The sequence below is a fragment of the Rhizobium sp. FG96 genome, assembly GCF_057808655.1.
Map to the genome: position 1 here is coordinate 329,884 of NZ_JBMDIL010000002.1, position 12,564 is coordinate 342,447.

Below are 12,564 nucleotides of genomic sequence, written 5' to 3' on the forward strand. Positions count from 1 at the left end.
TGGTTTAGCAACGGCAGTATTGGCAGCCCGGCGCCGGACGGCGAGATTGGACTTCGGAACGGAATGAAGGACAGGGACAGCGCGGTTTTCAACACCATCCCGCAGACGCCCAATCTGCGCAGCGGACTGGCCGACAGCCTGATCGCGCAGATCGAATCCGGTGATCTTAAGCCCGGCCAGCGCCTGCCGACCGAACAGGCGATCATGGAAGCGACCGGTGTGAGCCGCACCATCGTGCGTGAGGCGCTGGCGACGCTCAGGGCCAAGGGGCTGATCACCACGCGCCAGGGGCTCGGCGCCTTCGTTTCCAACGATCCGACGCCGCGCTCCTTCTCCATCATCCCGAACGACCTGGAATCGATCGACGAAGTGCTGCGCGTTCTCGAACTGCGCATCGGCATCGAGTATGAGGCCGCCGGCCTTGCGGCCCTGCGGCGCACGCCGGAGGATATCGCCCGCATGCAGGCGCGGCTGGATGCGCTCGATCAGGCGATCGAACAGGGCGGCTACGGGGCCGAGGAGGATTTCGCCTTCCACCGCTCGATCCTGGTCGCAACGCAGAATTCCTATTACGGACGGCTGTTCGATACGTTCGGAACGGCCATGGTGCCGCGCCAATGGGCGCGCCTCGACAACATGACGGCGCTCGAGCGCGAGGGACATGCAGCCCGCATGCGCAAGGAACATCACGCGATCTTCCAGGCGATCCGCGACGGCAATGAAGCGGCGGCGCGCAAGGCGCTGCGCGCCCACCTGTCGAAGAGCACGGCGCGCTTCGAAGAGCTCCGCGACGCCCGTCTTCATCGATAGCCGGTCAGCCCGCATAGCGAGGCACGACATAAGGCCCCTCCGGAATGATCGCGACATCGGGATCGCTGCTTCGTGAAATGCTGCGGGCGATCGCGGCCGTCAGGTCGTCGATCACGCCGACGCCGGTGAGCTCCCGGTCGCCGCCGGAAAGCCCGGTCGTATAGAGTTCGACGCGGCCGAGCCGCATCGGCTTCAGCTGCATTTCCGTCTGCCATTCATCGATCTCGGCAAGGCTCTTGGCCGTCAGCGTCGCCAGGAAGCGTTCCGGGCCGAGCTCTACGAGGCGTGCCTGCGCCTCGCGGAATTCGGGCGAACCGAAGCCTTCGGAACATTCCGACGCGATGATCAGCGTGCCGCCGGGTTTCAGGATATCGAGCGGCGTCACCATGCCCTTGATCGTCTGGTAATAGGTCTTGTCGAGCGGATAGCCGGCTGACGAGGTGACGACGGTCGAGAACTTGCGATCCATCGGCACCTGCGTCGCGCCGCTGACGAAATCGACAGCCGCCTGATGGCTGGCGATGATCTCGCCGAAGGTGACGCAGACGAGGTCGCGCTCCTCGTCCAGCACCGTATTCAGCGCAAAGACCTCGCCGAGCATGCGGACGATCTCCAGCTGCTCCTCGTGCAGCGGATTGCCGATCAGATTGCACTGGACGGCGAGCGGATCTTCCATGAAGCGGGCCGAGTGGAAGGTGCGGATCGTCTCGTGATGCGCGACACCCGGCGCGATGACCTTGCGCCCGCCGGACCATCCGGCCATGAAATGCGGCTCGACGAGGCCGGTGGCGATCTTGAGATCGGCCTCGGCAAACAGCCGGTCGAGCTTGACCGGCGTGTTCCGTGTTTTCGTGAAACCGAAATCGATATGGGCGTTTTCATCGCGCGCGTAGTGGTTCTCGACGCGGACATTTTCGAGAACCCAGGGATCGCCGACGAGCTCGGCCAGTTCATCGCCGAGATTGGGACGGTGGAGGCCGGTTGCGACCAGCACCGAGATCTCTTCGCGGGCAATGCCGGAGGCGATCATCGTCTCGATCATCGGGCGCAGGAACAGCCGGTTGGGCACCGGCCGGGTGATATCGCAGATCAGGATGCAGGCGCTGCTGCGTCCCCTTGCGAGTTCGGCAAGCGGTGCCGAGGCAATCGGATTGTCGAGAGCGCCCCGAATGGCCGCCTTGGGGTCGGCGAGCTTCGGAAGTGCCTGCTTGCGGATCACCGCCGGGCGGGCGCCCGGTGGAAGGGTGATGTCGAGATGGCCGCGGCCATAGGAGAGGGCGATTGCGCTCATGTCAGGCCTGCTCCGCCACGCCGCCGAGATAGAGCTCGCGCATCAGCGACATGTCCTTGAGTTCGGCGATCGGCCCCGATGTTGCGATCCGGCCGTTCTGCATCAGGTAGCCACGGCTGGCGACCGAGAGCGCCAGCCCGGCATTCTGCTCTACCAGCAGAACGGAGGCGCCGAAGGTCTTGCCGATATTCAGGATGATCTGCTGGATTTCCTTGACCAGCAGCGGCGAGAGGCCGAGCGAGGGCTCGTCGAGCAGCAGCACGCGCGGCCTTGCCATCAGCCCGCGGGCGATCGCTAGCATCTGCTGCTGGCCGCCGCTCAGCGAGCCACCCTTCTGCTGCCGCTTGGTGGCGAGGATCGGGAAGAAGCGCTCCATCGTCTTGACGTCGGCTTCGACGGCGTCGGTATCGCGCCGCGCATAGGCGCCGAGACGCAGGTTTTCTTCGACGGTCATATCGCCGAAGATCCGCCGTCCCTCAGGCACCAGAACCACGCCGCGCTTGGCCATGATATCGGGTGTCTTGCCGGTCAGGTTCTCACCGGCGAAGGTGACGGTGCCGGCGCGTGGCTTGACTAGGCCGACGATGGTGCGCAGCAACGTCGATTTGCCGGCGCCGTTGGGGCCGAGAATGGTGATCACCTCGTTTTCGCCGAGCGTCACGGAGACATCGCGGTTGACGACCGTTGCGCCATACCCGGTCGTTACATTGGAGACTTCGAGCAGGTTCACAGCGCACCTCCGAGATAGACTTCGAGCACCTTCGGATTGGAAAGAACGTCCTGCGTCGGGCCATCGGCGATCTTCGATCCGAAATCGAGGACGACCAGCCGCTTGCAGAGCATCTGCATCAGCTTCATGTCGTGATCGATGACGCAGACGCTGATGCCGTGGGCCGGAAACTGCTTGACCAGCCCGACCAGCGTTGCCGTTTCCTTGTCGTTGAGACCGGCCGCCGGTTCGTCGAGCAGGATCAGCGAGGGACGGGTTGCGAGCGCCAGCGCGATGCCGAGCAGACGAAGATTGCCGAAGGGCAGGACCCCGGCGCGCTCATTGGCGAGTGCCGTCAGCCCGACGAAGTCGAGCAATGCCGCCGGCGTCGTCCAGGGATAGGGACGGCTGGTCTTGCGGGCGTGTTCGCAGGCGATCTGGACGTTTTCGAGTACGGACAGCCCGGGAAAGGCCATGGCCTGCTGGAACGTGTAGCCGATTCCCGCCCCTGATACCTCATGGGCGGCAAGGCTGGTGATATCGCGGCCGCGCCAGGTGACATGTCCCTCGGTCGGTTTGTAGACGCCGGTGATGACATTGAAGAGCGTCGTCTTGCCGGAGCCGTTCGGCCCGACAATGCCGAGGATTTCGCCCTCTTCGATCGAGAGATCGACGCCGGAGAGCGCCGTGACGCCACCGAACTGCTTCTTCAACCCTGAAATTTCAAGAATGGCGTTCATCGTCCGGCCTCCGAAGAATGTTTGCCTCCGGCGGCAGGCGACGGCGCCTGTTTGCGGCTGGCGCCGAACAGCCGCTGCCATCCATCGGCGAGGCCTGCAATCAGGCCGTTCGGCAGAAGCAGGATGACCGCGATCAGGCAGACGCCGTAGAGAATGCGTGACTGGACCGGGTCGAGGTTCAGAACCTCCGGCAGGAAGGACACGAGAATGCCGCCGGCAATCGGCCCGAGAAGCAACCGCGCGCCGCCGATCATCACCATGAGTGCCAGATAGATGCTCGGGAAGGAGGCGAACTGGCTTGGCGAGATGTGGCGCAGGAAATAGGCGAGCAGTACGCCGGAGACACCGGCAAAGACGCCGCTGACCACGAAGGCGCCGATCTTGTGGCGGCCGACATTGATGCCGAGCGAGGCCGCCAGCTTCTCGTTTTCGCGGATGGCGCGCAGCGTGCGGCCATAGGGCGAATTGATGATCGCCCAGCTGGCGATGGCGCTAAGCGTCACGAAAGCCAGGACGACGAAGTAGTAAGGCACGAGATCGTCGGCACGCATGCCGAAGAAGCCGACCGGCAGCTGCAGGTCGAGCCCTGTCGCCGCCCCGGTGAAGTCACCGCCATTGGTCAGCACGATGGTCAGCAGCTGGCCGAAGGCGAAGGTCATGATGACGAAGTGGTGGCCGCTGACGCGCAGCGACGGCACGCCGATCACCGCCGCAAAGGCCGCCGCCGCGATGCCGCCGATCGGCAGCGCCAGCCAGAAGCCGATGCCGGTATCGCGGGCAAGCAGCGCCGCCGCATAGGCGCCGACACCGACGAGTGCCGCATGTCCCATCGAGAGAATGCCGGTCTGACCGAAAAGTACCGAGAGACCGTAGAGGGCGACGATGTTGATGCCGGCCGAAATGGCGAGCGACAGCATGCGGTTGCTGGCGCCGATTGCCGGAACGAATGCGAGGATCGCCAGTACGACGAGAGCCGGGGCCAGCGAGCGGAGCGACGAAAGAGGGGTGTTCATAGCATGTGCCTTTCGTGCGTCACGCCATCTTCGGGCCGCTGGTGCCGCCGAACAGGCCGTTCGGGCGGAAGAGCAGCACGAGGATCATCAGGGCGAAGGAATAGGCGTCGGTCCAGGCGGAGAAGCCGTAGCCGGCGCTGAAGCCCTCGACGATGCCGAGGATCAGGCCGGCGACGACGGCGCCCGTCAGGTTTCCGAGGCCGCCGATCAGCGCGACGGCAAATCCCTTCATGACCATCGTGCCGCCGGTAAACGGCGTGATGGGGAAGAGGGCGATCAGCAGCGCGCCGCCGAGACCGGCAAGGGCGCTGCCGAGCACGAAGACGCCGGTGATATAACGGCGCACGGGGATGCCCATCAGGGCCGCGGTATCGCGATCATCGACGGCGGCGCGGAGCGCGCGGCCATAGCGGCTGCGGGTGACCATGACGAAAGTGAGCGCCACGACGGCGATGGTGACGAGGATGACCATGACGCGAACCGAGGCGATGCGTACGCCCGCGACATCCCAGATGCCGGTCAGCGGCCGCGGGATGCTCTTCTGGTTCGGGTCGTAGAAGAAGATGACGATGTGCTGAAGCACGACGATCAGGCCGAGCGAAACGATGAAGCCGTTGGTCGGGCGCGTGAGCGTGAAGCGGAAGAGCCCGCGCTCGAGAACGAAGCCCATGACCCCCACGGCAAGAATGGCGAGCACCAGAGCCAGATAGAAGCTGAGGCCCGCCTGAACCGCGAGCCAGGTCACGATGCTGCCGATCATCAGGAATTCGCCATGGGCGAAATTGATGATGCCGGTCAGTCCGAAGATCAAGGTGACCCCGACGGCGATCAGCGTGATCACGCTTGCGATCGACAGACCGTTGAGGATTTGCTGAATGAGAATGTCCACAGCCCTGTTCCGCTGTTGCGCGGACCGCACGGGCGGCCCGTCGGTTTTCTGAATGAAAGTCCCGCCGGCGCAGGGGCCGGCGGGAGGCGCATCGGCAGTTTATTCCGCAGGGGCTTCGGCGGGTGGCTGCTGCATCGCGCAGGAGATATCGCCGCCCGGAGCTGCGGCGCAGACCTCGGTTGCATGCGTCACCTGATGGCTCTTGTTGAAGGAGAGATCGTCGGAGACGACGCCCTTGTGATGGAGCGATTCAAGCGCTGCGACGGTCTTGTCCGGATCGAGCGAGCCGGCCTTGGTCCAGGCTTCAGCGAGCATGTGGACATAATCGTAGTAGAGCAGCGAGACCGAGGAGGTCACGCCCTTCGGGGCGCCGGCGGCGAAGTAGGCCTTGAAATAGGTCTTCGCGTTGGCGTTGGAGGATTCACCCCAGCAGATCGGCACGCAGCTCATGGCGACCGGAACGTCGGCGGAAAGACCGCGCTCCTTCCAGATGCCCGGATCGACGCCGAACAGGAAGTAGCTCGGTGCAACGCCGAGTTCGAGCGCCTGCGGCAGGGCCGTCAGCGTCGAGTCACCATTGTACCAGAAGTGCACGACGTCAGGATTGAGGCTCTTGGCGCGCGTCAGGAACGGCGAGAAGTCGGTAGTGTCAGGCGGGTAGGAAATGACTTCAGGCACTTCCTGGCCCTCGGCCTTCAGCGCCTTGACGTAATAGGAGGTCAGGAACTGGCCGGTCGCGTCGTTGCCGACGATGACGACTGATTTCTTCAGCGGATGGCCGACCAGAGGCGTCAGCAGGCTGAGAACGCCGCGGGCGGTCGAGCCGGAGCGCTGGAATTCCTGCGGCTCGGACTGGAAGAGGTAGTGATCCTCAGCGCCGGGGGCGACGGACTGCGGGTTCAGGATCTTGGCCAGCGTGCTGTTGCCGGCAAACTGGATGACCTTGGCGGGCTGGGTGATTTTGGTCATCGCCAGCGTGAAGTCGTGGGTTTCGGAACCGAAGATCGCCGAGACCTTCTCGTCGCGGACAAGCTCCTGCGTTGCCGCGATTGCGGTGGAGATATCTGTGCGGTCGTCGCGCTTCACCATCTCGACCTTGTAGGTCTTGTCACCAACCTTGACGCCTCCCGCGTCGTTGATTTCCTTGACCGCCAGGCCGACGCCTGCCGGCAGGGTATGGCCGGCCGAGACGAAGGCGCCCGATTCCGCCGCGACGACACCGATCTTGATCGTGTCTTCGGCGGCTGCCATTTGCATAGACGCGCCGAGGCCCAGCGCTAGAGAAATGCCTCCCAAAACAAGTGATCGCACGGTCTCATCCTCCCGATGCAGATTTTGCGTACTTACCGGGTTGTCGTACAACCCTGTTTTCTGATAATTGGGTTGACGGAGAATGTCAAGCAAGTCCAACCAAGCGGCGCCGGTGTGCCGGCCACCGCAAAACGAGGGAGTGAGTTATGCGAACCAAGGAATTCGGCCGCACCGGCCGGAAGGTCAGCGAGATCGGCTTTGGCGCCTGGGCGATCGGCGCAGCATGGGGGGAAGTGAATGACGAGGAGGCGCTTGCCGCCCTTCACGCCGCTCTCGATACCGGCGTCACCTTCATCGATACGGCCGATGTCTATGGCGACGGCCATTCGGAGCGGCTGATTGCCAAGGTGATGAAAGAGCGGGGCGGCGCGCGTCCGTTCATCGCCACCAAGGCCGGGCGTCGCCTGCCGCAACAATCGGTCGAGGGCTACAGCGCAGAAAACCTCGACGGCTGGATCGATCGCAGCCTGAAGAACCTTGAGACGGATTGCCTCGATCTCGTGCAGCTGCATTGCCCGCCGACGGATCTCTACTATCACCCGGAGGTCTTCGGCCGGCTCGACCGCCTTGTCGAACAGGGCAAGATCCGCAACTACGGCGTCAGCGTTGAGCGTGTCGAGGAAGCGCTGAAGGCGATCGAATATCCTGGCGTCGTCAGCGTCCAGATCATCTTCAATGCCTTCCGCCAGCGCCCGATCGAGCATTTCTTCAAGCAGGCTCTGGAAAAGAAGGTGGCGATCATTGCCCGCGTGCCGCTGGCAAGCGGCCTTCTATCCGGCAAGTTCAAGAAGGACACCAAGTTCGAAGCCAACGATCATCGCCTGTTCAACCGCAACGGCGAGGCCTTCGATGTCGGCGAGACTTTCTCCGGCGTGCCCTATGAGGTCGGTCTCGAAGCCGTCGAGAAGGTTCGTCCGCTGGTTTCTGGCGATACGACCATGGCGAAATTCGCGCTGCGCTGGATCCTGATGTTCGACGCCGTGACGGTGGCGATCCCGGGTGCGCGCAATCCGGCGCAGGCGAGTTCGAATGCCGAGGCCGCCGGTCTTCCGGCCATTTCCGACAGCGCGATGCAGCAGATCAAGTCGATCTACGACACCTACATCAAGCAGTATGTGCATCAGCGCTGGTAGGGGATTTCAGCCATGACGAGCCCTATCATCGATTCCCATCATCACTTCTGGGACCCCGCCAGCGGCGGCGACTATGGCTGGCTGAGCGGCCCGTTCGAGCCGATCAACCGCGTCTTCGAGCCTGATGATCTTCGCCCGGCGCTGCAGAAAAACGGCGTCTCCGGCACCGTCCTTGTCCAGACCTGGAACGATCTCGGCGAGACCTGGGATTTCATCCGCACGGCCGAAGCCACGGATTTCGTCGCCGGCGTCGTCGGTTGGGTGGACCTGACCGACCCGAAGCTCGGCCAGACGCTTGCCGAACTCAAGTCTTCGCCCGAAGGCAAATGGCTGGTCGGCGTGCGCCACCTGATCCAGACGGAGAGCGATCCGAACTGGCTGCTGCGCGCCGATGTGAAGGCCGGACTGCTGGCCGTCCAGGCTTCGGGTCTGGTCTACGATCTGGTGCCGAACCTGCCGCAGCTGCCCTCCTGCATCACGACGGCGCAGGCCTTCCCCGAGATGCGCTTCGTGCTCGACCACATTTCGAAGCCCGAAATCCGCAATCGCGGTTTTGACGAATGGGCGGTGCTGATCCGGCAGTTCAGGGGGCAACGCGATCACGTCTGGTGCAAGCTATCGGGCATGGTCACCGAAGCGAACTGGCAGAGCTGGACGCCTGAGGATCTCAAGCCCTATGTCCATGAGGTGCTCGATGTCTTCGGCACGGATCGCTGCATGTTCGGCACCGACTGGCCGGTCTGCCTCGTCGCGGCGAGCTACGACCGCGTTGTCGAGGCGCTGCAGGAATGCCTCAACGATCTTTCCAGCGCTGAGCGGGAGCGGATCTTCGGGCTGAACGCCATCGAGGCCTATCGTCTCCCCGGCTTTCAGGAGCGCAAGGCATGACTGACGCTAAGACCTCGAGCAAGATCGGCTTTGCCTCGCGCCTCGGCTTTGGCGCGAGTGGTATCGGGACGCTCTATCGCGACGTCACCGAGGCGCAGGCGGCCGAAGTGCTGGCTGCGGCCTATGGAGGCGGGATGCGCTATTTCGATACCGCGCCGCTCTATGGCCATGGGCTGAGCGAATTGCGTCTCGGCACCTTCCTGCGGACCATCGATCGCAAGACCGTCACCGTCTCGACCAAGGCCGGCCGCTATATGGCGCCGCCCTATGGCGAGGCGGTCGATTACGGTCTCTGGGCCTCGCCGCTGCGGCTCAAGCCGGTCTTCGACTACAGCTATGCCGGAACGATGCGCTCGCTGGAGCAGTCGGCGAGCCGGCTGGGTATTGCCGATTTCGATCTGGTCTATATCCATGATGTCGACCGCTTCACCCATGGCGATGCCTATGAGCGGCGCTTCAACGAGGCCGTCGAGGGCTGCTATCGGGCGCTCGCCGATCTCCGCAAGGCCGGTCACATCAAGGCGATCGGTGTCGGTGTCAACGAGAGCGACGTCGCGACGCGGTTCATCAAGGCCTGCGCGCTCGATGCGGTGATGATGGCCGGGCGCTACACCCTGCTCGACCGGGCCGCCGAGGCCGACCTTTTGCCGGAAGCACAGCGCCAGGGCGTCGAGATCGTCGTTGCCGGGGTGTTCAATTCGGGCATTCTCGCAACAGGCCCCGCAAGCTCGGGAACGACCTTCGATTATGGCGCGCCGCCCGAGCATGTGGTCGCAAGGGCAAAGCGGATCGAGGAGATCTGCACGCGTCACGGCGTTCCGCTGCAGGCGGCGGCGATCCAGTTCGCCTTCCGCAATCCGCAGGTCTCAGCGGCCGTTCTCGGCATGAGCCGGCCGGAGCGGATCGCGCAGAATCTCGACTGGGCGAAACTGCCGATCCCCGAGGCTCTGTGGCAGGAAACCGACGCGCTCTTCGAGCGCGAAGGCTAAGATCAGGCGCCCGCGTGGAGAACGCGCGGGCGTCTTTCAGCGCCTGATACTGCCGACCCGCGAGAGCAGGATGACCGGCAGGAGGCTGACGAGCACGATCGCGAGCGCCGCGATCGAGGCCTCCTCATAGGTGCCTCGAGCCGCCTCGCCGTAGAGATGCGTGGCGAAGGTCTCGACATTCAGCGGGCGCAAAAGCAGCGTCGCTGGCAATTCCTTGACGCAATCGACGAAGACAAGAAGCGCGGCAGCGGCGATCGCCGTCTTCGACAGTGGCAGATGCACGAGGCGGAACGTGCCTGACGGCGTCTGTCCCAGCGTGCGCGATGCGTGGTCGAGCGAGACGGGAATGCGCGCCAATCCGGCGTCGATACCACCCGCCGAAATCGCCAGGAAGCGGACCGTCAGCGCATAGACGAGCGCCGCGCCGGACCCCATGAAGAACAGTCCAGTGGCGATGCCGAACCATTGCGCACCGGCATGAAAGATCAGCCGGTCGGCGCTGCCGAGAACGATCAGAACGCCGATCGCGACGACAGTGCCGGGCGCGGCATAGCCGGTTGCGGCAAGGCGCAGCAGTGACGACGAGCCGGTACCGGGCCGCAGACGGGCGGCATAGGCGAGCATCAGGCCGAGAAGGATGGCGGCGGCTGTGGCGATCGAGGCGAAGAGCACGGTGTTGACCGCTTCGCTGAGGAAATTGGCGGAAACGCCGGCGAAGCGGAAGCGCTTCCAGGCTTCGGAAGCCAGATAGATAGCCGGCGCGCCGAAGCCGAGGATAACCGGCAGGAAGCCGAGAGCCGAGAGCAGCATGCCCTTCGGCCGAGACACTTTTTGCGGCTGCAGGCCGCGGCTGCGGCGGCTGTCGGTGGCATAGCGCTGATTGCGCCTCGCCCAGCGCTCGATGGCGATCAGCGCCACGACGATGAAAAGCAACGCCAGCGCAATCTGAGAGGCGCCGGGCAGGTCGGTGCGGGTGATCCAGGTCGTATAGATCGAGACGGTCAGCGTTCGCACACCAAGGAATTCGGCGGCACCCACATCGTTCAGCGTCTCCATCAGCGCCAGGCTGACGCCGACGGCAACGGCCGGGCGGGCGAGCGGCAGAGCGATGTGCCAGAAGACGCCGCGCCTGGTTATGCCGAGCATCCGCCCGGCCTCGATGAGATTAGCCGACTGCGTCAGGAACATCGCCCTGACGGGGATGTAGACATAGGGATAGAGAACGATGCCGAGCAGCAGGATGCAGCCGGTCATCGAGCGGATATCCGGCAGGCGGAACTGCCGCGGGCTCTCGTAGCCGAGCATCCAGCGGATCGCGCCCTGCACGGCGCCGATCGGGTGCAGGATATCGAGATAGGCATAGGCGATGATGTAGGTCGGCACCGCGAGCGGCAGCAGCAGCGCCCATTCGAGAATGCGGCGGCCGGGAAAATCATAGGCCGTCACCAGCCAGGCCGTCAGCGTGCCGATTGCTGCCGTCATCAGCCCGACGCCGGCAAGCAGGATCACGGTATCGGCAAGCGCGACCGGCAGGATGGTGGAGAACAGATGGCTCCAGAGCGATGGCGAGCCCTTGAAGGCCTCGAAGGCAAGGCCGCCGAAGGGCAGCAGCACGAGAAATGCAACAAGCCCGGCTCCGGAAAGCCAGGCGCTGACGGGCCGCCTCGCCGGGCGGTTTGCCGCTGATATCAGGGACATGCGATCATCCGGGAAGGGAAGGGGCGCCACTTAAGCAGCGCCCCCGATCGCCTTAGTTGTCGAAACCGACCTTGTCGACGAGCGCGCTCGCCTCCTTGCGGTAGCCGACGATCTCGGCAAGCGGCTTGCTGTCGATCTTCAACTCGCCGAAGGAGGCGATGATCGGATCGACCGAGGCGCCAGCCTTGACCGGATATTCGTAGTTGGCTTCAGCATAGATCTTCTGCGCCTCGTCGGAGACGAGATATTCGAGAAGCTTCACGGCTTCGGCCTTGTTCGGCGCGTGCTTTGCAACAGCCGCACCGCTGATGTTGACCTGCGTGCCGCCGTTCTTGAAGGTCGGCAGGACAACCTTGATCGCCTCGCCCCACTTCACCTGATCCTCGCCGCCCTTACCGGAGCGCATGAGGCCGACATAGTAGGAGTTGGCGATTGCGATGTCGCAGACGCCGCCGAGGATGTCCTTCGCGCCGTCGCGGTCACCACCGGCCGCCTTGCGGGCGAGGTTGTCCTTGACGCCGGAAAGCCACTTCTCGGTTTCGGCTTCGCCGTAATGGGCGATGTAGTCGGCAAACAGCGCCGTGTTGTACGGATGCTGGCCGGACCGGATGCAGATCTTGCCCTTCCACTTGGGATCGGCGAGATCTTCATAGTTGAAGGCGGTCAGGTCGACATCCTTGGCCGCGTAGAGCACGCGGGCGCGCATCGACAGGCCGAACCAGTAGCCCTTCGCATCGCGAAGCTGTTCCGGAATGGCGGCGTTGAGCGTTGCGGATTCGATCGGCTGGGTGACGCCCTTTTCGGCGAGATCGACCAGATTGCCGGCGTCGACGGCCATCAGGATATCTGCCGGAGAGGCTTCGCCTTCGCTTGCCACGCGTTCGGCAAGACCATCCTTCAGGAACACGGTGTTGACCTTGGTGCCGGTCTTTGCCGTGTAGGCTTCCAGAAGCGGCGCGATCAGCGCCGGCTCTCTTGTCGTGTAGAGATTGAGCTCGGCGGCCGAAACAGTGACCGGAAGAGCGCATAGAGAAACAGCGGCGAATGCCGCAGACATTTTAACTTGCATCATATCTACCCCCGTAAATGAATG

The 12,564-nt window shown here is 63.9% G+C and carries 12 protein-coding genes; 4 read left to right on the plus strand and 8 right to left on the minus strand.

Annotated elements, in window-relative coordinates:
* Nucleotides 1-63 precede the first annotated feature (63 nt).
* On the plus strand, nucleotides 64-810 hold the full coding sequence (locus ACODR6_RS04830; RefSeq protein ID WP_112714809.1) for a FadR/GntR family transcriptional regulator: 747 nt from the start codon (nucleotides 64-66) through the stop codon (nucleotides 808-810).
* A 4-nt stretch (nucleotides 811-814) separates the two neighbouring features.
* Here the strand turns inward: ACODR6_RS04830 and ACODR6_RS04835 are convergent, their stop codons facing one another.
* From ACODR6_RS04835 to ACODR6_RS04860, 6 genes are all read right to left on the minus strand, one after another.
* Complete coding sequence (locus ACODR6_RS04835; RefSeq protein WP_489021170.1) at nucleotides 815-2,101, minus strand: nickel-dependent lactate racemase family protein; 1,287 nt, start codon at nucleotides 2,099-2,101, stop codon at nucleotides 815-817.
* 1 nt (nucleotide 2,102) lies between these two features.
* The gene (locus ACODR6_RS04840; protein ID WP_203430318.1) at nucleotides 2,103-2,831 is read right to left on the minus strand and encodes an ABC transporter ATP-binding protein; all 729 of its coding nucleotides are present in this window, start codon (nucleotides 2,829-2,831) and stop codon (nucleotides 2,103-2,105) included.
* A complete protein-coding gene (locus ACODR6_RS04845; protein WP_489021173.1) occupies nucleotides 2,828-3,550 on the minus strand; it encodes an ABC transporter ATP-binding protein in 723 nt (240 codons plus the stop codon). The genes ACODR6_RS04840 and ACODR6_RS04845 overlap by 4 nt, the downstream gene beginning before the upstream one ends.
* Nucleotides 3,547-4,563, minus strand: coding sequence for a branched-chain amino acid ABC transporter permease (locus ACODR6_RS04850; RefSeq protein ID WP_489021175.1), 1,017 nt, complete (start codon nucleotides 4,561-4,563; stop codon nucleotides 3,547-3,549). The genes ACODR6_RS04845 and ACODR6_RS04850 overlap by 4 nt, the downstream gene beginning before the upstream one ends.
* Before the next feature lie 19 nt (nucleotides 4,564-4,582).
* Nucleotides 4,583-5,452 carry a branched-chain amino acid ABC transporter permease gene (locus ACODR6_RS04855; protein WP_112714819.1) on the minus strand — a complete coding sequence of 290 codons (870 nt, stop codon included), beginning with the start codon at nucleotides 5,450-5,452 and terminating at the stop codon, nucleotides 4,583-4,585.
* 99 nt (nucleotides 5,453-5,551) lie between these two features.
* Entirely contained in the window at nucleotides 5,552-6,703 is a 1,152-nt protein-coding gene (locus ACODR6_RS04860) for an ABC transporter substrate-binding protein (protein WP_489021177.1), read from the minus strand.
* 206 nt (nucleotides 6,704-6,909) lie between these two features.
* Here ACODR6_RS04860 and ACODR6_RS04865 point away from each other — a divergent pair, with 206 nt between their 5' ends.
* From ACODR6_RS04865 to ACODR6_RS04875, 3 genes are read left to right on the plus strand one after another with little or no spacing between them, the layout of a single operon-like run.
* Nucleotides 6,910-7,896 (plus strand): aldo/keto reductase, encoded by a 987-nt coding sequence (locus tag ACODR6_RS04865; RefSeq protein ID WP_203430322.1) that lies wholly within the window; start codon nucleotides 6,910-6,912, stop codon nucleotides 7,894-7,896.
* Nucleotides 7,897-7,908: 12 nt separating this feature from the next.
* A complete protein-coding gene (locus ACODR6_RS04870) occupies nucleotides 7,909-8,784 on the plus strand; it encodes an amidohydrolase family protein (protein WP_203430323.1) in 876 nt (291 codons plus the stop codon).
* Nucleotides 8,781-9,773: an aldo/keto reductase gene (locus ACODR6_RS04875; protein WP_203430324.1), complete on the plus strand. Its 993-nt coding sequence runs from the start codon at nucleotides 8,781-8,783 to the stop codon at nucleotides 9,771-9,773. Before ACODR6_RS04870 ends, ACODR6_RS04875 begins: the two co-directional genes overlap by 4 nt.
* A 36-nt stretch (nucleotides 9,774-9,809) precedes the next feature.
* Here ACODR6_RS04875 and ACODR6_RS04880 read toward each other — a convergent pair whose 3' ends face one another.
* Together ACODR6_RS04880 and ACODR6_RS04885 are read right to left on the minus strand one after the other, a co-directional pair.
* The gene (locus tag ACODR6_RS04880; RefSeq protein WP_203430325.1) at nucleotides 9,810-11,471 is read right to left on the minus strand and encodes an ABC transporter permease; all 1,662 of its coding nucleotides are present in this window, start codon (nucleotides 11,469-11,471) and stop codon (nucleotides 9,810-9,812) included.
* 52 nt (nucleotides 11,472-11,523) lie between these two features.
* On the minus strand, nucleotides 11,524-12,528 hold the full coding sequence (locus ACODR6_RS04885; RefSeq protein ID WP_246777591.1) for an extracellular solute-binding protein: 1,005 nt from the start codon (nucleotides 12,526-12,528) through the stop codon (nucleotides 11,524-11,526).
* Nucleotides 12,529-12,564: the final 36 nt, after the last annotated feature.

Coding starts and splice junctions, on each gene's coding strand:
- ACODR6_RS04830 (WP_112714809.1), top strand. CDS start 64: ATGAAGGACAGGGACAGCGCGGTTTTCAACACCATCCCGCAGACGCCC.
- ACODR6_RS04885 (WP_246777591.1), bottom strand. CDS start 12,528: ATGTCTGCGGCATTCGCCGCTGTTTCTCTATGCGCTCTTCCGGTCACT.
- ACODR6_RS04850 (WP_489021175.1), bottom strand. CDS start 4,563: ATGAACACCCCTCTTTCGTCGCTCCGCTCGCTGGCCCCGGCTCTCGTC.
- ACODR6_RS04875 (WP_203430324.1), top strand. CDS start 8,781: ATGACTGACGCTAAGACCTCGAGCAAGATCGGCTTTGCCTCGCGCCTC.
- ACODR6_RS04835 (WP_489021170.1), bottom strand. CDS start 2,101: ATGAGCGCAATCGCCCTCTCCTATGGCCGCGGCCATCTCGACATCACC.
- ACODR6_RS04870 (WP_203430323.1), top strand. CDS start 7,909: ATGACGAGCCCTATCATCGATTCCCATCATCACTTCTGGGACCCCGCC.
- ACODR6_RS04845 (WP_489021173.1), bottom strand. CDS start 3,550: ATGAACGCCATTCTTGAAATTTCAGGGTTGAAGAAGCAGTTCGGTGGC.
- ACODR6_RS04865 (WP_203430322.1), top strand. CDS start 6,910: ATGCGAACCAAGGAATTCGGCCGCACCGGCCGGAAGGTCAGCGAGATC.
- ACODR6_RS04860 (WP_489021177.1), bottom strand. CDS start 6,703: ATGGCAGCCGCCGAAGACACGATCAAGATCGGTGTCGTCGCGGCGGAA.
- ACODR6_RS04880 (WP_203430325.1), bottom strand. CDS start 11,471: ATGTCCCTGATATCAGCGGCAAACCGCCCGGCGAGGCGGCCCGTCAGC.